Source organism: Agromyces sp. NPDC127015 (assembly GCF_042725165.1).
Taxonomy (GTDB): domain Bacteria; phylum Actinomycetota; class Actinomycetes; order Actinomycetales; family Microbacteriaceae; genus Agromyces; species Agromyces chromiiresistens.
Map to the genome: position 1 here is coordinate 606,123 of NZ_JBHXDI010000002.1, position 17,270 is coordinate 623,392.

17 protein-coding genes are annotated in these 17,270 nt (G+C 71.1%); 8 read left to right on the top strand and 9 right to left on the bottom strand.

All coding sequences use genetic code 11. From position 1 onward, the window contains the following. Positions 1-74 precede the first annotated feature (74 nt). Positions 75-215 carry a hypothetical protein gene (locus ACFWGP_RS09025; RefSeq protein WP_231429581.1) on the bottom strand — a complete coding sequence of 47 codons (141 nt, stop codon included), beginning with the start codon at positions 213-215 and terminating at the stop codon, positions 75-77. A 212-nt stretch (positions 216-427) separates the two neighbouring features. Between ACFWGP_RS09025 and ACFWGP_RS09030 the strand changes: the two genes are divergently transcribed. Both ACFWGP_RS09030 and ACFWGP_RS09035 read left to right on the top strand, forming a co-directional pair. Next, entirely contained in the window at positions 428-1,522 is a 1,095-nt protein-coding gene (locus ACFWGP_RS09030; RefSeq protein ID WP_376930711.1) for an ABC transporter substrate-binding protein, read from the top strand. Positions 1,523-1,669: 147 nt separating this feature from the next. After that, positions 1,670-2,290, top strand: coding sequence for a GNAT family N-acetyltransferase (locus tag ACFWGP_RS09035; protein ID WP_275505165.1), 621 nt, complete (start codon positions 1,670-1,672; stop codon positions 2,288-2,290). Between the two features lie 21 nt (positions 2,291-2,311). Here the strand turns inward: ACFWGP_RS09035 and ACFWGP_RS09040 are convergent, their stop codons facing one another. Next, the gene (locus ACFWGP_RS09040) at positions 2,312-3,049 is read right to left on the bottom strand and encodes a response regulator transcription factor (RefSeq protein ID WP_376930712.1); all 738 of its coding nucleotides are present in this window, start codon (positions 3,047-3,049) and stop codon (positions 2,312-2,314) included. A gap of 390 nt (positions 3,050-3,439) precedes the next feature. Here ACFWGP_RS09040 and ACFWGP_RS09045 point away from each other — a divergent pair, with 390 nt between their 5' ends. Beyond that, positions 3,440-4,282, top strand: coding sequence for a MerR family transcriptional regulator (locus ACFWGP_RS09045; RefSeq protein WP_376930713.1), 843 nt, complete (start codon positions 3,440-3,442; stop codon positions 4,280-4,282). Here ACFWGP_RS09045 and ACFWGP_RS09050 read toward each other — a convergent pair. The 7 genes from ACFWGP_RS09050 to ACFWGP_RS09080 all read right to left on the bottom strand — a co-directional run bounded on the left by ACFWGP_RS09050 (position 4,279) and on the right by ACFWGP_RS09080 (position 10,916). Then, entirely contained in the window at positions 4,279-4,527 is a 249-nt protein-coding gene (locus ACFWGP_RS09050) for a hypothetical protein (RefSeq protein ID WP_376930714.1), read from the bottom strand. The genes ACFWGP_RS09045 and ACFWGP_RS09050 overlap by 4 nt on opposite strands. 355 nt (positions 4,528-4,882) lie before the next feature. After that, positions 4,883-5,722, bottom strand: a complete 840-nt coding sequence (locus ACFWGP_RS09055; RefSeq protein WP_231429575.1) for an ABC transporter permease — start codon at positions 5,720-5,722, stop codon at positions 4,883-4,885. Continuing rightward, positions 5,719-6,555: an ABC transporter permease gene (locus ACFWGP_RS09060; protein ID WP_376930715.1), complete on the bottom strand. Its 837-nt coding sequence runs from the start codon at positions 6,553-6,555 to the stop codon at positions 5,719-5,721. Before ACFWGP_RS09060 ends, ACFWGP_RS09055 begins: the two co-directional genes overlap by 4 nt. Next, the gene (locus ACFWGP_RS09065) at positions 6,552-7,388 is read right to left on the bottom strand and encodes an ABC transporter ATP-binding protein (RefSeq protein WP_231429573.1); all 837 of its coding nucleotides are present in this window, start codon (positions 7,386-7,388) and stop codon (positions 6,552-6,554) included. Before ACFWGP_RS09065 ends, ACFWGP_RS09060 begins: the two co-directional genes overlap by 4 nt. Positions 7,389-7,514: 126 nt before the next feature. Further along, positions 7,515-8,507, bottom strand: a complete 993-nt coding sequence (locus ACFWGP_RS09070; RefSeq protein ID WP_231429572.1) for an LLM class flavin-dependent oxidoreductase — start codon at positions 8,505-8,507, stop codon at positions 7,515-7,517. A gap of 1 nt (position 8,508) precedes the next feature. Beyond that, positions 8,509-9,939, bottom strand: a complete 1,431-nt coding sequence (locus ACFWGP_RS09075) for a dihydroorotase family protein (RefSeq protein WP_376930716.1) — start codon at positions 9,937-9,939, stop codon at positions 8,509-8,511. Next, positions 9,936-10,916 carry an alpha/beta hydrolase gene (locus ACFWGP_RS09080; RefSeq protein WP_275505160.1) on the bottom strand — a complete coding sequence of 327 codons (981 nt, stop codon included), beginning with the start codon at positions 10,914-10,916 and terminating at the stop codon, positions 9,936-9,938. The genes ACFWGP_RS09075 and ACFWGP_RS09080 overlap by 4 nt, the downstream gene beginning before the upstream one ends. A gap of 276 nt (positions 10,917-11,192) precedes the next feature. Here ACFWGP_RS09080 and ACFWGP_RS09085 point away from each other — a divergent pair, with 276 nt between their 5' ends. The 5 genes from ACFWGP_RS09085 (at position 11,193) to ggt (ending at position 17,208) form a co-directional block, all read left to right on the top strand. Beyond that, positions 11,193-12,203 (top strand): putative F420-0 ABC transporter substrate-binding protein, encoded by a 1,011-nt coding sequence (locus tag ACFWGP_RS09085; RefSeq protein WP_376930717.1) that lies wholly within the window; start codon positions 11,193-11,195, stop codon positions 12,201-12,203. Further along, positions 12,203-13,339 (top strand): putative F420-0 ABC transporter permease subunit, encoded by a 1,137-nt coding sequence (locus ACFWGP_RS09090; RefSeq protein WP_231429568.1) that lies wholly within the window; start codon positions 12,203-12,205, stop codon positions 13,337-13,339. The genes ACFWGP_RS09085 and ACFWGP_RS09090 overlap by 1 nt, the downstream gene beginning before the upstream one ends. Continuing rightward, positions 13,336-14,190, top strand: a complete 855-nt coding sequence (locus ACFWGP_RS09095) for an ABC transporter ATP-binding protein (protein WP_376930718.1) — start codon at positions 13,336-13,338, stop codon at positions 14,188-14,190. Before ACFWGP_RS09090 ends, ACFWGP_RS09095 begins: the two co-directional genes overlap by 4 nt. Before the next feature lie 560 nt (positions 14,191-14,750). Continuing rightward, positions 14,751-15,281, top strand: coding sequence for a hypothetical protein (locus tag ACFWGP_RS09100; RefSeq protein ID WP_231429566.1), 531 nt, complete (start codon positions 14,751-14,753; stop codon positions 15,279-15,281). Positions 15,282-15,372: 91 nt separating this feature from the next. Further along, positions 15,373-17,208, top strand: a complete 1,836-nt coding sequence (gene ggt / locus ACFWGP_RS09105; protein WP_376930719.1) for a gamma-glutamyltransferase — start codon at positions 15,373-15,375, stop codon at positions 17,206-17,208. Positions 17,209-17,270 lie beyond the last annotated feature (62 nt).

A 17,270-nucleotide genomic window follows, 5' to 3' on the forward strand; every position in this document is an offset into this window, starting at 1 on the left:
TCACGGATGACTCGGAGTTCGTCGGCGGGGGTCGAGGGCGCGCGCCGGCGCGCCGCCCTGACCCCGCCGTTACCTCACTTCTTCCGCGAGGTCACGTCGCTGATGTCGCTTCCGGCACGGCTGGCGGCCTTCGACTTCTTGTCGGCCCGCTTCTCCTTGAGCGTGCGGGTGGCTGCGGTCTTCGATGACGAATTCTTGGGGGACTTGCCGGACATGGTGACGACCTTTGATCGGGAGCTCGAACGGCCCCGTGCGCGCAACCCTACGCGGTCGACCTGTGCGCCCCTCGCTCGGACCGGACGAACGGTGGTCTCGCGATGACCATGGACAGTTCCCTCATTTTTGGATACCGTATCCACAACTTCGCGAGCGGCCTCCGTTTCTCGCCGGGCCGGCTGCGAGGCATCCCACTGAGAAATGGAGAGTCATGCGCACATCCATCCCCCGATCCGGCCGCGCCGCGATCGCCGCCCTGGCAGCACTGGCGCTGCTCGCGGGCTGCGCCGCCGCCGGCCCCGGCGCGTCATCCGACCCGGTCGAACTCGCCGACGGCGAGCCCGGTGCCGCCGAGGACACCGAGATCACGGTGGCCATCCCCTTCCCCGACATCACGATGTACTCGATGTACGTGCTCGCGAACGACCTCGGCTACTACGAGGAGGAGGGCCTCGACGTCGAGGTCATCACCGCCGACAACGTCACCGCGGCCGTCGCGTCGGGCAGCGCCGACATCGGCGTCGAGTCGACCGGCACCGTCATCGAGGCGATCCGCGGCGGGGTCGGCGTCGACCTCGTCGGAGGCCACTACTGCCGGCAGAACTTCGACTTCGCCGCCCAGCAGGGCGTGACGAAGGTCGACGACCTCGACGGTACGTCGATCGTGCTCGCGGGCACCCCCGGCGACCCCGCCGAGTTCCAGCGCAAGCGCGTGCTGAAGGAGGAGGGCTGGGACCTCGACACGGTGCAGACCGAGGTGGTCTACCCCGGCCCCGGCTCCGAGTCGTGGACCGAGTTCTTCGTGAACGACAAGATCTCGATGCAGCCGTTCTACGCCGACGACCGTCCCGCGCTCGAGGAGCACGGCGCGAACATCATCGTCGAGTCGCTGCGCAACTGGGCAAACGACGTGCAGGTCGCGGGCACTGGCTGGGCCGCCGAGAACCCGAACTCGCTCGTGCGGTTCCTGCGGGCGACGATCAAGGCGACCGACTACATGACCGCGCCGGCGCCCGGCGAGTTCCCCGAGAACGTCGACTCCGTGCTCGACATCTACGAGGCCAACGACTTCGACGTCGCCGACCTGCGCGACTCGGAGAGCCCCTGGGTGCTCGACGGCCACCTCGCGTGCCCGAACCTCTCCTTCGACACCGAGGCGTGGGACACGACGATCGAGACGCAGGACCTGCAGCCCCTCGAGTTCGACGAGTCGCAGCTCGTGTACCTGCTGAAGGCGCAGGAGCTGCTCGGCCTCACCAACGAGGGGCCGGCCGACCTGGTGTACCCGGGAGACGCGTCGAAATGAGCTGATGCTCGCGGCGCCTCGCGCCACCTCGCAACTCGCACCTTCCACCGAGAGCCCCCGCCGCAGCGCATGACGGCGGGGGCTCTCGCGCGCGGGTGGGCCGTCGACGTCGACCGGGGGCGCGGACCGCGATGCGACACTGGTCGGATGACCGCAGTCCTGCCTCGCCCCGTCTCACTCGAAGGACCGGTCGTCTCCCTCGCGCCGATGACGCACGCCGACATCCCCGAGCTGTTCCATGCCATCGGGCGCAAGGAGGTCTTCACGAACGGATATGGCGGCGGGATCGCCGCGCTGCCGCAGGATCTGCCGTCGTTCGAGCGATTCATCGAGTCGTACTACCTCGAGGATCAGCCGTCGGTCGCGTGGACCGTACGAGGGGCCGGAGACCCAGCCGGTCGGGTCGTCGGCGCAACGTGGCTGGGAGAGTTCGACCTCCGCAATGAGTCGACGCACGTCGGCGCCACCGCGTTCGACCCCGAGGTCTGGGGCACCGCGGTCAACGCTGCGACGAAGCTGCTCGTGCTGGGGTTCGCGTTCGACCAAGGCTTCGGCCGAGTGAGGATTCAGGCCGACAGCGCGAACGCCCGCTCCAGGGGCGCGATCGAACGGTTGGGCGCTCGATTCGAGGGCGTACTCCGTCGGGATCAGAGGCGGGCCGACGGCACGTGGAGGGATACCGCTGTGTACTCGGTACTCGCCGACGAGTGGCCGGCTGTGAAGGCCGGCTTGGTGCAGCGGATCGCGAGCACGTGGTCGCAGGGCTGAGATCGGCGCCGGTCGCCCACACTATCGACCGGTGCCGATGAGCCCGCCGGCGTGCGCCTGAGCGATGAGCTCGCTCCGCGATGACGCGTCCATCTTGCCGAGGATGCTGCTCACATGACTCTTCACGGTGGTCTCGGCGATGAAGGCGCGCCGTGCGATCTCCGCATTGGTCATGCCGGCCGCGACGAGGACGAAGATCTCCCGCTCGCGAGGCGAGAGCAGATCGAGGCCTTCCGGCGGGGCGATCGACGGCGCTGCTGGAGCCGTCTTCACGAGCGGCGATGCCGACGTCGAATCTTCCCGGCGCGCACGTGCGCTGCGCGATCCGAGCGCCCACATCCCGAGCGCCGCGGCGACGCAGACGACCGTCCAGGTGGCGATATCGGGCCAGAGCGGCGGTGCATCCCACGGCTGTCCGTTGATCGTTCCCCACACCCCCGACATCGAGAGGCTCGGGAGTGTGAGGAGCGCCGCCACCGCGAGCGCTCCGGCGATCACCGACGCCAGGAGCCAGCGTCGATGACGGACCGGCGATGACTCGGCGAGCAGGTAGGGCACGGGAAGCAGGATCAGATACGCGACCCATCCCGTCTGACTGAACCGTGCCGGCCAGAACAGCAACTGGCAGACGAGGATGACGCCGAGCATGGCAACGGCGACCCAGGGCCGCGATCGGGCCGACGCGAACACCAGCCCCAGACCGATCACGGTGATCGTCGCGTACGGCGATCCGGTGAACGTGTCGGAGCGGAGCGGCACGGACGTGCTGAGACTGTGCCACTCGACCTGCAACCACCATGCGACGAGGACTCCCCCGACCGCGATCTCCAGAAGGAACCTGCCCCGACCCATTGCACGCATGCCGCAAAGCTACGCTGCTCGCTGGACGTTCAGGCGCCGGTTGACTGCCCTTCCTCCCGAAGGAGGAGGACGATTGCCCACAGGAGCAATGTCAGTTCCGCCTCAGCGTGAGGCGGAACTGGCAGAGGTCGATCGGGAGCCTGGCGGGTGGCCGGGTCGGCACCATGGTGCTCGGCCAGGCGACCCTGTCCGGCGCCCAGAAGCCGGCAACATCGTCGCGCACATGCGGCGGGGCTTCGCGCGGATGGTGTTGCGCCTTCCCCTGGGGCAGCTCGTACGGTGGGAGCCATGTTCACGACCGGCCAGATCGCACGGCTCACTTCGGTATCGCAGAAGGCGATCCGCTTGTACGCGGACCGCGGCCTGCTGGTCTCACGGCGCGACGATGCCGACCGACGGATCTTCGCCGAGGATCAGGTCGAGCGAGCGCGGCGGGTGGTGCTGCTTCGCAGCCTCGACGTGTCGCTCGCCGAGGTCGCGACCGTCCTCGATGCCGACGATTCCGCCGCCGCCTTCGACGCGATGCGCGACCGGCATCGGCGACACGCGGTCGGTTCGGACGAGGCGCTCGACTACGTGCGGACTCTGCTGCGGGGAGAGGTCGCGCTCCCGGCCGGCCTCGAGGTGCGACGGCGCACGATCCCCGAACGGGCCGTGCTCGGCGTGCGGGGCGAGGCCTCGCTGGCCGACACGGGTGCGGTGCTCCGCGATCTGACGGGCCGCGTGTTCGCTGCGCTCACCGCGGCCGACGCACCGCTCGGCGGCCCGGTGTACGTCGAGTTCCGGTCTCGCGCCACCGAGACGTACCCCGCGGACCTCCGAGTGTGCGCGCCGTTCGAGGGAGCCATCCGACCGCCGGAGGGGATGGAGATCACGCTCGAGCCCGCGCACGACGAGGTGTTCGTGAGCCTCGACCAGGTGCACGCGGACGATCAGGCGCTCCTGGTCGGCGTGCACGACTTCCTGACCGCTCATTGCGGGCCGCTTCGCGAGGGCCCGAACCGCGAGGTCTACCTGCCGTCCTTCGCCACCGGCGCGACGGGCGAGGTGATGAGCATCGCCGTCCCCGTCTCGCTCGCCGAACCGCCGGCCGGCGGCGCGGGCGAGCGAACCGCCGGCCGCGCGGCCTAGGCGGTGCGGCGTGCGAGGAGCCTCCGACGGAGCCTGTGGAGGGTGGGCATGACCGCGTAGATCACGATCGGAACGGCGATCGTGACGACGACGATCGTTCGCGGCACGACCGGCAGCACCGCGAGCACTGGGCCCAGCGCGAGATTGATGACGAGCAAGGTGGGGGTCACCGCGAGCCAGATCATGAGCGCGAGCTCGTGCTGGCTGGGCGGCTTCGGGGTGGACGCAGGAGTCTTGATGCTCAAGGGTGCCTCTCGGAGCGAGTGGAACGTGGGGACGAGAGTCCACAGTGTCGAGTTCCCCTCCGCCGGCGCAACGAAGCTTGCCGAAACCGCAAACTCGGCGTTCGCGGCAGGTGCTGGGCCCACCGCAGGAAGTCCTGCTGCGCCGGCGGCGTGTCATGCGGCGGCACGCCGCGCACACCCCCGAAGCTCTGCACTCCGCATCTGCACCGCCCGCCACCGCGGCCGACGCGCGAGAGCCGGCCCCCGTCGTCGCGCATGAGGCGGGGGCCGGCGGCCTGCGGGTGGAGCGGTCTCGATGCGCTCCCCTTCGCTGCTCGATCGGCGGAAGACGCCTACTCGACCGGCGGCGACAGCGTCACGACGCCCCCGCGATCTTGCGATCGTCGTACCAGGGCGCGAGCCTGCGGCGCAGCGTCGAGATGAGCAGCAGCGTCAGGTTCGCGATGATCACCATCACGATGACGAGCGCGATCGCCTCGGCCATCTCGAACTGGTACGCCGCGAACTCGAGCATATGGCCGAGTCCGCCGGTACCGCCGAGAAACTCGCCCAGCACCTCGCCAGTGAAGGCGAGCGCCGCGCCGCGCTGGATGCCCGACAGGCTGTACGGCAGGGTCGCCGGGAAGATGACCTTCCAGCCGAGCGCGAGGCCGTTGACCCCGTACACGCGGCCGGCGTTCACGAGCGAGCCGCCGACCGTGACGGCGCCCTCCATCGTGTTGAGGATGATCGGGAACACCGCCAGCAGGAACACGAGCGCGATCTTCGACGCGCTGCCGAGCCCGAGCGCGAGGATGAACAGCGGCGCGAGCGCCACCTTCGGTGTCGAGTACAGCAGCCACAGGAACGGCGCGACCGTGAACCGCAGCGCCGCCGACCAGCCGACCGCGAGACCGACCACCACGCCGACCACGATCGCCAGCACGAGCCCGATCACGACGTTCGTCAGACTGTAGGCGAACGCCTGCCAGAACGCGGGGTCGACCATCAGCTGCGCGAAGGATGCCGCGACCGCGGTGGGCGGCGGCAGGAAGGCCTCGGGCACGAGGTGCAGCCAGCTGACCGCGGCCTCCCAGACGAGCAGGATCGCCGCGACCACGCCGATGAGGAGCCACGTCCACTTCGCCTCGTCTCGGCGCACGACCCGGCGGGGCCGCACGATGCGCATGGTTCCGGTCGCACTCGTGACGCTCATCGCCGGCCCTTCCTCGTCCACGGGGCGACCCATCGCTCGACGAGGGTCACGAGCTGCGCCATCCCGACGCTCCACAGCATGACGATGGCGATCGCCGCGTACGCCTGGCCGGTCTGGTAGGTGTTGACCGACTTGATGATGAGGGCTCCCATGCCGATCGCCGAGCCCGACAGCTCGGCGACGACCATGCCGATCGTCGCGAGCACGACCGCCTGCCGGAGGCCGGCGAAGAGGAACGGCACGGTCGACGGCAGGTACACCGACCGGTAGACCTGCATCCGGGTCGCGCCGTAGACGCGCCCCGCCCTGATGATCGAGGCATTCGTCGTGCGCATGCCCGCCGCCACGTTCAGCAGGATCGGGAACAAGGCGCTGATCGCCACGAGGAAGACGACCGGCCCGATACCGAACCCGAACCACGCCTTCGCGAGCGGCTGGTAGGCGATCGACGGAGTCGCGTAGATCGTCCACGCGATCGGGCCGACGACCCGGTCGACCGGCAGCGAGGTGCCCATGAGCAGGCCGAGCGGAATCGCGATCACGGCGGCGATGACGAAGCCGATGAGCCACGCCTGCAACGAGATGAGCAGGTTCGGCCACAGCACGCCCGACGCGACGAGCTGCACGAAGCCCTGCCAGATCGCGGTCGGCGGCGGCAGGAAGACCGGGTTGATCCACCCGAGCACGCCGACGACGACCTGCCAGACGAGCAGCATGACGACCACCTCGGCCGCGAGCACGCCCGCCTTGCCGGCCGGGCTCAGCCCCGCCAGCCAGGCCGCGACGCCGCCACCGCGGCCGAGGTTCGGCCCGCTCGCGAGGAAGGCGCTCATTTCGAGACCGCCGCCGCCGTCGCCTCGCCCTGCAGGGCGTCCCAGAGATGGTCGCGCAGTTCGAGGAAGCGCGGGTCGTGCTGCACGCTGCGCTCCGAGCGCGGCCGCTCGAGCCCGGTCTCGATGACCTCCTTGATCGCACCCGGATGGCTCTTGAACACCACGATGCGATCGCCGAGCAGGATCGCCTCCTCGATCGAGTGCGTGATGAAGAGCACGGTCTTGCCGGTCTTCTGGATGAGCTTGTCGATCTCGTCGCGCATCACCTCGCGGGTGAGGGCGTCGACGGCGCCGAGCGGCTCGTCCATGAGCAGGATGCGGGGCTCGGCGACGAACGCGCGGGCAAGCCCGACGCGCTGCTGCATGCCGCCCGACAGCTCGCGCGGGTACGACGACTCGAAGCCGGCGAGGCCGACCAGCTCGATCGCCTCCTGCACCCGGTCGCGCCAGCCGTCGCCGCGCAGCTCCTTCTGCATCTCGAGCCCGAACTTCACATTGTCGAAGACGGTGCGCCAGGGCAGCAGCGCGTAGTCCTGGAACACGACGGCGCGATCGGGCCCGGGCCCGGTGACGGGCGAGCCGTCGACGAGCACGGTGCCCGTCGACGGCTTCACGAGCCCGGCGACGACGTTCATGAACGTCGTCTTGCCGCAGCCCGACGGCCCGAGCACCGTCACGAACTCGCCCTCGTGCACGTCGAGGTCGACGCCCTCGATCGCGATGAGGCGCTTTCCGGTGCGGGCCACGTCGTACGCGACCGAGAGGTCCCGCACTGAGATCAACGGTGCAGACGGGGATGCCTCCGGCACGCGTGGTTCGGTCGTCGTCGTCATTCGCTCCTCCTCGTTGAGGTTTCGTGTCGATGGCTTCATCGCCGGTCGAGGAGCGAAGCGTATCGAGACCCGTGTGATGGTCTCGATACGCTCGCTTCGCTCGCTACTCGACCGGCAGAGGCAGGGTCACGCCGCAGCCTGCCCCTGGCGGAACTTCGGCAGCACCTCCGTGCCGAGCAGCTCGATCTGCTCGAAGAAGCGGTCGAACTTGAACCGGAAGTCGAACACGAGGTGCTCGACGCCGAGCGCCTCGAACTTCCGGATCTCCTCGACGGCCTGGTCGGGGTCGCCCACGATGAGCTGGCCCTCGAGGTCCTCGACGGTCTGGAAGCTGCCCGACTCCGGCTTCACCGTGAACCGCGCCTTGTTCGCCCACGCGAGCAGGCCCGGGATGTTCACGTGCTTGAGCGCCTCCTCGCGGGTGTCCTCGATCGACGTCGGCGGGATCACGGCGACGGTCGGCATCGGCCGCCCCGAGGCATCCGTCATGCTCTTCATGACCTCGATGCGCTTCTCCATCGTGCGCAGCGAGATGCGTCCCGGCATCCAGCCGTCGGCGTACTCGGCCGCAAGTCGGGCCGACGCGGGCGTCGCGCCGCAGTACCAGAACGGCACCGGCCCGCCGACGGGCTTCGGCTCGATCGTCACGTTCTCGAACGAGAAGATGCCGTCGTCGTAGGTGACGTCGTTCTCGGTGAACACCCGCTTCAGGATCTCGGCGTTCGAGCGCACCATCTCGACGCGGTTGAGGTCGCCCCAGCCGACGGCCTCGAACTCGTGGTCGAAGGTGCCGGCGCCGAACCCGAGGATGAGCCGCGGCCCGACGAGCTGGGTGATCGTGCCGGCCATGAGCGCCGTCACGAGCGGGTGGCGGAACGGGATGAGCGAGCCCGTGCCGAGCTCGAGCTTCTCGGTCACGGCGCCGATCGCGGTGAGCGTCGTGAGCGCGTCGTAGAAGGTGCGGTTCGGCTTCTCCATCTCGCCGTGCGGCTCGAACACGAGGTGGTCGCGCACCCAGACCGAGTCGAAGCCCTTCTCCTCGGCGAGCTTCGAGCCCTCGAGCAGCTTCTCGCGGCTCGCCTCCTCGCCGAAGTGCGGCAGCAGCAGTCCGAATTTCATGTCAGTTCCCTTCTGCGGCCGAGCCGGCCGCCACGGCGGCGTGCGCCGCTGGTCCTTCGGCCCGTGCGGCCGCGAGCTTCCCGTCGCCGGGCTTGCCGACGACGACGCCGTCGGCGTAGACCTCCCGGCCGCGCACGAGGGTGCGCTCGATCCGGGCGGAGATGGTGCGGCCGTCGTACGGGGTCCAGCCGATCTTCGACAGCACGTCGTCGTTCGTGATGGTCCACTCGTGGGCCGGGTCGGCGATCACGATGTCGGCGTCGGCGCCGACCTCGAGCGAGCCCTTGACGCCGGCGAGGCCGAACTTCTCGGCGGGGATGCGGGCGACCATGTCGACCGCGCGCTCGAGGGTGAGCTCGCCCCGGTTGACGGCGTCGAGCATGAGCTCGTAGTAGTACTGGATGCCGGGCGTGCCGGTGTGCGCGCTCCACATCTCGGTCCAGCCGATCTCCTTCTCCTCGCGCGTGTGCGGCGCGTGGTCGGAGCTCGCGATGTCGATCGTGCCGTCGCGCATGCCCTCCCACACGGCGGCGCGGTTGTCGTCGGGCACCCAGTACGACAGCGCGTACGGCCCGAGGGTCTCGACGTCGTGCCAGGTGGAGAGGAACGGCGCCCAGTGGTTCACCTCGCACGTCACGTCGACGCCGGCGGCCTTCGCGCGGCGCACCGCCTCGATCGAGCGGCGCGTCTGGATGTGCGCGATGTGCACGGGGCAGCCGGATGCCTCGGCGAGGCGCAGCACGACGTCGATCGCCGTGTCCCAGATGACGCCCTCGCGGGCCGCGTACGCCGAGGCGTAGCCCTGCGGCGTGTTCTCGCCGCGGGCGAGCACCTCGCCCTCGATGTAGTCCATGAGCGCCTGGTCGTGCGGGTGCACGATGAAGCGCTTGCCGGTCGTGGCGATGCGGTCCATGATCTGCAGCAGGTGGCCGTGGTCGTGGATGCCGGTGCCGGCCGGGTGCGGGTAGGTGCGGCCCGTGTCGACGACCATGTAGATCTTGTAGGCGCAGATGCCCATCTCGGCCATCGGCACGATGTCGTCGAACTTCGTCGGCGCCGGGTTGTGGTTCCAGTCGACGATCGAGCTCGCCGTGTAGCGGTCGAACACGTCGCGCAGGGTCGTCACGTCGACGGTCGGCGGGTTGAGGTTCGGCATGCCGAACATCGTCGTGACACCGCCGGCCGCGGCCTGCTGCGAGGTCGTGAGGATGTCGTCCTTGTGCTCGTAGCCGGGCTCGCGGGTGTGCACGTGCACGTCGACCATGCCGGGCAGCACGAGCCGGCCGGTCGCGTCGATCGTGCGGTCGGCCGGGGCCGCGACGCCGGCGCCGACGATGCCGGCCACGCGGCCGTCGTCGATGAGCAGGTCGGCGGCGACGGGCCCCGACGGGGTGACGACGATGCCGCCGGAGATTCTCAGGTCGATGCTCATCGCACGGCCTCCGAACGCGTTGCCTCCACGGGCGCCTCCAGTCGTTCTGCGGTCTCGCCCTGGCCGGGCGAGCGGGTGGTGCGGACCTCGACGTCGCTCGGCCGCACGTAGCGGTCGAGCCAGTCGACGATCAGCGGGGTGGTCTCGGTCCAGTAGCGGTCGTACGCCGCGTAGTGGGTGGTGTGCCGCTGCATGATGAGCTGCTTCGGCCCCTTCGCCGCGGCGTAGAGGCGCTCGGCGTGATCGGTCGGGGTGGTCGCGTCGCCCTCGACGCCGATCACGAGGAGCGGGGTCTCGAGGCGGGATGCCGCGTCGATGGGCCGGTAGGCGAGGATCTCGTCGGCGCACGAGAGCGGGATCGCGCTCGGGATCCTGTCGTCGACGTCGGCCTTGATGGTCGTGGCGCGGCGCTCGGGGGTCGGCACCATGATCTCCTCGCGGGGGTGCACGAGGCGTCCGGCGCCGGTCGCGACGCGCAGCCGACGGTCCTCCTCGAGGCCGGCGAGGAAGGCCAGCCATTCGTGCTCCTGCCGCATGCGGTGCAGCCAGTCGGTGCCGTCGGCGACGGGGACCTGGCTGACGGCCGCCTTCACGCGCGGGTCGGCGTCGGCGAGCAGCACGGCGTTGCCGCCGCCCGTGCCGCCGGTGCCGAACGCACCGATCGCGTCGGCGTCCACATCGTCGCGCGTGGTCAGGTAGGTGACGGCGTTCACGAGGTCCTGCAGCTGGCGGGCGGGCGAGAGGATGCCGCGGTCGCCGGCCGAGTCGCCGAAGCCGCGGTAGTCGAAGACGAGCACGCCGAAGCCGGCGGCGGTGAGCGCCTCGTGGTAGCGCACGTAGAGCTTCGCGTCTTTCAGGCCGAGCCAGCCGGGGCCCTGCACGATCGCACGCAGCGGGCCGTCGACCTCGTCGGGCGTCCGCCAGATCGCGGCGATGCGATCGCCTTCGCTGTAGAACTCGACCTCGGTGCTCTTCATGCGGGTCCTCCCGGATCTCGACGCGGCGTTGCGCGGGACCCGGACACGGCGGGCGAACCGTCGCCCCGGCCCTGATCGAATGCTCGATCGAGGCCCGCGAGGACATCATGACCCATTTTGGATCCAGAATCCAGTATTGATTCCGAAGTCCTCACGGCGTTAGGCTTCGAAGCGACCACCGGGCTGACTTGCCCGGTCGTGGTGGCCCGGGATTGGGCCGCGAGTCGCCGACCGTCGTCGGACACGCCTGCACGCCATCCCGGAGGAACTCTGCCCATGCACCGCCACGCCCGCCTGCCCCTCGCCCTCACCGCCGTCGCCGCCGTCGCCCTGCTCGCCGGTTGCGCGAGCCCCGCCGGCCCCTCGCAGAGCACCGCCGACGCCGCGAACGGCGCCGGCGGCGAGGCATCCGCCTACCCGCTCACGCTCGACAACTGCGGCACCGAGGTCACGTTCGACGCCGCCCCCGAGCGGGTCGTCACCGTCAAGTCGTCGACGCTCGAGCTCATGCTCGCGCTCGGCCTCGAAGACAAGATCGTCGGCACCGCCTTCAGCGACGGGCCCGTGCCCGAGGCATCCGCGTCGCAGGCCGACGGCCTCGAGGTGCTGAGCGACAAGGTGCCCTCGCAGGAGGCGACCCTCGCCGTCGAGCCCGACCTCGTCTACGCCGGCTGGGAGTCGAACCTCTCGGCCGAGGGCGCCGGCGAGCGCGACGCCCTCGGCGCGCTCGGCGTCGCGACGTACGTCGCCCCAGCCGCCTGCAAGGGCGAGGGTTACATGCCCGACCCGCTCACCTTCGACGAGGTGTTCCGCGAGTTCGAGGAGGCCGGGGCGATCTTCGGCGTGCCCGACCGCGCGGCCGACCTCGTCGCGTCGCAGCGCGAGGCGCTCGAGGCGATCACCCCCTCGCAGGACGGGCTGAGCGCGCTCTGGTACTCGTCGGGCGACGACCAGCCGTTCGTGGGCGCCGGCATCGGCGCACCGCAGATGATCATGGATGCCTCCGGGCTCGAGAACGTCGCGGCCGACGTGCACGACACGTGGACGGCCATGTCGTGGGAGGCCGTGGTCGAGGCGAACCCCGACGTGATCGTGCTCGTCGACGCGCCGTGGAACACCGCCGACGCGAAGATCGCCGCGCTCGAGCAGAACCCGGCGACCGCGTCGCTTCCTGCGGTGCAGGGCGAGCGGTACGTCGTCGTCGGCTTCCCCGCGACCGAGGCGGGCGTGCGCAACGTCGACGCCGTCGCCTCGATCGTCGACCAGCTGGACGCTTTGGAGGGCTGATGTCCGCGCCTGCCACCCGCGGCACCGATCGTCGAGTCGCCGAAAGCCGTCCTTCCCCCGCTCGGGAAGCGCAGAACTCGGCAACTCGATGGGGCGGCGCGTCTCGCACCCTCCTCTGGGGCGCCGGGCTCGCGGCGCTGCTGGTGGTGTCGATCGTGGTCGCGGTCACGATCGGCCCGGCGGCGCTGTCGCCGGCTGACGTGCTCGCGAGCGTCGGCGCCCACCTCGGGTTCGGCGAGTCGACGCTGTCACCGCTGCGCGACGGCATCGTCTGGCAGCTGCGCATGCCTCGCGTGCTCACCGCCGCCGCGGTGGGCGCGGGCCTCGCCCTCTGCGGCGCCGTCATGCAGGCGCTCACCCGCAACCCGCTCGCCGACCCGTACCTGCTCGGCCTCTCGTCGGGCGCCTCGGTCGGCGCGGTCGTCGTGCTCGTGCTCGGCTGGTCGCTCATGCTGCCGCTCGCCGCCTTCGCCGGCGCGATCGTCGCACTGCTCGCGACCCTCGGACTCGCGCTCGGGGCCGGCCGGGCCGGCCGCGCCGGCGGCTCGGCGGGCGCCCGGCTCTCGCCGACGGCGACCGTGCTCGCCGGCGTCGCGGTGACGAGCGTGTTCGGCGCGATCACGAGCCTCGTCATCTTCTGGAGCGCGACGAACGACAGCTACCGCGAGATCCTGAACTGGCTGCTCGGCTCGCTCGCGGGCACCGACTGGACGTCGGTCGCGATCTCGGGCGTCGCCCTCGTCGTCGTCGGCGTGCCGCTCGTCGCGAGCGCGCGCACGCTCGACGCCTTCGCGGTCGGCGAGACGGGCGCGGCCGCGCTCGGCGTGAACGTCGCACGCAGCCGGGTGCTGCTGCTCGGCGGCACCGCCATGCTCACGGGTGCGCTCGTCGCGGTGAGCGGCTCGATCGGCTTCGTCGGGCTCGTGCTGCCGCACGCCGTGCGCCTCGTCGTCGGCCCGGGCCACCGGGCGCTGCTGCCGCTGTCGATGCTGGCCGGCGCGATCTTCCTCGTGTGGGCCGACACCGCGGCCCGCACCATGTTCGACCCGCGGGAGCTGCCGGTCGGCATCCTCACCGCCCTGATCGGCGGCCCGGTGTTCGCCTGGCTGCTGCTGCGCAGAAGGAGCACGACATGAGCCTCGACCTGTCCCGCGTGCACTTCGACCGCGCCGGGCGCACCATCATCGACGGCATCGACGCGACGCTCCCGGGCGGCGCGCTCACGGCGCTCGTCGGGCCGAACGGCGCGGGTAAGTCGACGCTCCTGCACCTCGTCGCCGCGGTCGAACGCGCGGCAGCGGGCGACCTCGCCCTCGACGGCCGTTCGCTGCCCGGCATGCGCCGCCGCGAGCGGGCGCGGCTCGTCGCCCTCGCCGAGCAGCAGGGCGAGGTCGACGCGCAGCTCGACGTCGAGGCATCCGTGCTGCTCGGACGAACGCCGCACCTCGGTGCGTTCGCCGCCGTCGGCGCCGGCGACCGGGAGATCGCGGCGCGGGCCCTCGACGCGGTCGGCGCGACCGCGTTCGCGCGGCGCTCCGTCGCCGAGCTCTCGGGCGGCGAGCGTCAGCGGGTCGTGCTCGCGCGCGCGCTCGCGCAGCAGCCCGAGCTGCTGCTCGTCGACGAGCCGACGAACCACCTCGACCTCTCGGCGCAGCTCACCGCCCTCGAGCTGCTCGCCGGGCTCGCCCGTGAGGGACTCACGGTCGTCGCGGCGCTGCACGACCTCTCGCACGCCGCCGCGTACGCCGACCACGTGATCGTGCTCGCCGACGGTCGCGTCGTCGCGGCGGGCGCGCCGGGCGAGGTGCTCACCGCCGAGCTCGTCGAGCGGGTGTACGGGGTGCGCGCGCAGGTCGTCGAGCACCCGATCACGGGCCGCCCGCTCATCGCCGTCGCGGCGCCGGGGTCGCATGCTGCGGCGCCGGGGTCGTCGCATGCTGCGACGCCTGTCGCTGCCGGCTCGGGCGCGCACGCCGGTCTCGGCTGAACCCACGAGCTCGCGCTGCACACGCGTTCGGACCACGCTCCCGGAGCCCAGGTCACGGAGCACAGAGCACGGAGCACGGAGCGTCGAGCACAGAGCACAGAGCACAGAGCACAGAGCACGGAGCACGGAGCGTCGAGCACAGAGCACGGAGCACGGAGCGTCGAGCACGGAGCCTCAAGCCTCGAGCCCAGAACCCGGACCTGCCGAGGGCGGGGCCTCACCTCCCGCAGTGCATGTCGACAAGTCCACAAATCCACACCGCGCATGTCGACAAGTCCACAAATCCACACCGCGCACGTCCACACATCCACAAATCCACACCGCGCACGTCCACAAGTCCACAAATCCACACCGCGTACGTCCACACATCCACACATCCACACCGCGCGCGGAGCGACCGCGCCTCAGCACGCCGAGGCGGAGACCGCTGCATCGCCGCTACCGAACCTCCGACCGCACGAATTCGGCGACCATCAGCCCGGGTCGAGCGAGGCCCCGCTGCACGTGCAGGAGCACGGCACGGCAAGCATTGCGGCGAACGACCGGCGTAGCCTTGGCGCATGAGCCCGATGCAGGTCGGCCCGCTGCCGACGATCGAGTGGATCGCCGACGAGTTCCTGCACAACGCCCGCCGCGGGCGCCGCCTCATCGCGGTCGACGGCGCCGACCCCGAGGCATCCGCTCGCCTGGCGGATGAGCTGGCGGCGGCGGTCGCCGCCCGCCTCGCCCTCGCACCCGGCCCGACCGACGCGAGCACGGCGGGCCACCGGCACGGCACGACCGTCGTGCGCAGCAGTGTCGGCACGGTCGACGAGGCGACCCTGCGGGCCGAACTCGTCGACCCCTTCCGTGCCCGCACGCTGGTAGGCGCCGAGGGCGACGACGTAGTGCTCGTCGTCGACGGCCGACACCTGCTCGACGACACGGTGCGCGGCGTCTGGCACTTCTCGGTGTGGACGCTCGCGGGCGACGAGCTGCCGCACTCCGGTGCGTCCGTCATCGTCGACGTGAGCGATCCGGCCGTGCCGACCCGGTACTACTACGACTACTGCGCGATCCCGCCGAGCGTGAACCGGCCCGGCCTGCACTGACCCCGCGAAGGCACAAAGGGGCTTGCCGCCCCCGCGCCCCGGGTCTAGCGTGAGGGCGAACGCGCAGATGTCACCACTTCGGGGGGTCCCCATGGTCAACGTCGATCGCGGCCGCTTCGCGGCCGGCCGCAGCATCATCGCCATCGCCGCGGCGCTCTCGCTCGCGGCGTTCGCCGCACCGACCGGTGCGACGGCCGACACCGCCGCAGCGGGGACCGCCGTCACCGGGCGGCCGGCACCACCGGCCCCGGCGACCTCGACCGGGTTCGGCGGTGCGGTCTCGTCGGTGGATGCCTCGGCGAGCGCCGTCGGCCTCGAGGTGCTGCGCGACGGAGGCAACGCGGTCGACGCGGCAGTGGCCACCGCTGCCGCGCTCGGGGTGACCGAGCCGTACAGCGCCGGCATCGGCGGCGGCGGGTACCTCGTCTACTTCGACGCCGAGACCGGCGCGGTGTCGACGATCGACGGTCGCGAGACCGCACCCGCCGCGATGCCGAGCGACGCCTTCATCGACCCGGCGACGGGCGCGCCCTACGCGTTCGCCGACGCGGTCTCTTCGGGGCTCTCCGTCGGCACGCCGGGCACCCTCGCGACCTGGGAGGCCGCGCTCGACGAGTTCGGCACGACGTCGCTGCGCGACGCACTCCAGCCGGCCATCCTGCTCGCGACGAAGGGGTTCGTCGTCGACCAGACGTTCCGCGACCAGACGCTCGCCAACCAGGCGAGGTTCGCGGCCTTCCCCGCCACGGCCGAGCTCTTCCTGCCGGGTGGCGACGCACCGAAGGTCGGCAGCGTCTTCAAGAACCTCGACCTCGCACGCACCATGCGCCAGATCGCGCTCGGCGGTACCGACGTGTTCTACGAGGGTGCACTCGCCGACGAGATGGCCGCCGTCGCGCAGGCGCCGATCACCACCCCCGATGCGACCCTGCCGGTCTACCCGGGATATCTGACCGCCGATGACCTCGCCGAGTACGAGGTGCTCGAGCAGGCGCCGACGCACGTCGAGTACCGGGGTCTCGACGTCTACGGCATGGCGCCCTCGTCGTCGGGCGGCACGACCGTCGGCGAGTCGCTGAACATCCTCGAGAACTTCGATCTCGCGGGCGCCGACCCCGTGCAGGCGCTGCACCTGTACCTCGAGGCCACGGCGCACGCCTTCGCCGACCGCAACGCCTACGTCGGCGACCCCGCCTTCGTCGACGTGCCGACCGAGACGCTGCTGAGCCAGTCGTTCGCCGACGCGCGGGCCTGCGTAATCGACCCGGATGCCGCGTCGGTGAAGCCCGTTCCCCCTGCACCGCTCGATGCGGCCGGTTGCGCGACGGCCGCGCTCGACGAGCCGCTCGACACCGAGAACATCTCGACCACGCACCTCTCGGTCGTCGACCAGTGGGGCAACGCGGTGGCGTACACGCTCACGATCGAGCAGACCGGTGGCTCGGGCATGACGGTGCCCGGGCGCGGGTTCCTGCTCAACAACGAGCTCACCGACTTCAGCTTCGTGCCGAATCCGGCCGACCCGAACATCGTCGAACCGGGCAAGCGCCCGCGTTCGTCGATGTCGCCGACGATCGTGCTCGACGGCGGGGAGGTGCGCTACGTCGTCGGTTCGCCCGGCGGGTCGACGATCATCACGACCGTCGCGCAGGTGCTCGTGAACCGCATCGACCTCGGCATGACCCTGCCCGAGGCGGTCGCAGCCCCGCGCGCCTCGCAGCGCAACACCGCGGCGGTCGCGGCGGAGCCGGCGTTCCGGGCGGCCTACGAGGCGGCGCTCGCCGAGTACGGGCACACGTTCTCGACCTCGGCCGAGATCGGCGCCGTCGCGGCGATCGAGGTCGACGCCGACGGGCTCATGACGGCGGCAGCCGAACCCGTGCGCCGCGGCGGCGGCACGGGGCTGGTGGTCGAGCCGGCGGGGTGAGTGCGGGGGCTCGTCAGCGGACTCATCGCTGCGGTTCGCGCTGATTCAGCGCCGCTCGGACT

Excerpts from the sequence above, each read along its gene's own strand:
- ACFWGP_RS09085 (WP_376930717.1), top strand. The coding sequence starts at position 11,193 with ATGCACCGCCACGCCCGCCTGCCCCTCGCCCTCACCGCCGTCGCCGCC.
- ACFWGP_RS09100 (WP_231429566.1), top strand. The coding sequence starts at position 14,751 with ATGAGCCCGATGCAGGTCGGCCCGCTGCCGACGATCGAGTGGATCGCC.
- ACFWGP_RS09035 (WP_275505165.1), top strand. The coding sequence starts at position 1,670 with ATGACCGCAGTCCTGCCTCGCCCCGTCTCACTCGAAGGACCGGTCGTC.
- ACFWGP_RS09065 (WP_231429573.1), bottom strand. The coding sequence starts at position 7,388 with ATGACGACGACGACCGAACCACGCGTGCCGGAGGCATCCCCGTCTGCA.
- ACFWGP_RS09055 (WP_231429575.1), bottom strand. The coding sequence starts at position 5,722 with ATGAGCGTCACGAGTGCGACCGGAACCATGCGCATCGTGCGGCCCCGC.
- ACFWGP_RS09030 (WP_376930711.1), top strand. The coding sequence starts at position 428 with ATGCGCACATCCATCCCCCGATCCGGCCGCGCCGCGATCGCCGCCCTG.
- ACFWGP_RS09075 (WP_376930716.1), bottom strand. The coding sequence starts at position 9,939 with ATGAGCATCGACCTGAGAATCTCCGGCGGCATCGTCGTCACCCCGTCG.
- ACFWGP_RS09090 (WP_231429568.1), top strand. The coding sequence starts at position 12,203 with ATGTCCGCGCCTGCCACCCGCGGCACCGATCGTCGAGTCGCCGAAAGC.
- ACFWGP_RS09060 (WP_376930715.1), bottom strand. The coding sequence starts at position 6,555 with ATGAGCGCCTTCCTCGCGAGCGGGCCGAACCTCGGCCGCGGTGGCGGC.
- ACFWGP_RS09025 (WP_231429581.1), bottom strand. The coding sequence starts at position 215 with ATGTCCGGCAAGTCCCCCAAGAATTCGTCATCGAAGACCGCAGCCACC.
- ACFWGP_RS09080 (WP_275505160.1), bottom strand. The coding sequence starts at position 10,916 with ATGAAGAGCACCGAGGTCGAGTTCTACAGCGAAGGCGATCGCATCGCC.
- ACFWGP_RS09095 (WP_376930718.1), top strand. The coding sequence starts at position 13,336 with ATGAGCCTCGACCTGTCCCGCGTGCACTTCGACCGCGCCGGGCGCACC.
- ACFWGP_RS09070 (WP_231429572.1), bottom strand. The coding sequence starts at position 8,507 with ATGAAATTCGGACTGCTGCTGCCGCACTTCGGCGAGGAGGCGAGCCGC.
- ACFWGP_RS09045 (WP_376930713.1), top strand. The coding sequence starts at position 3,440 with ATGTTCACGACCGGCCAGATCGCACGGCTCACTTCGGTATCGCAGAAG.
- ggt (WP_376930719.1), top strand. The coding sequence starts at position 15,373 with ATGGTCAACGTCGATCGCGGCCGCTTCGCGGCCGGCCGCAGCATCATC.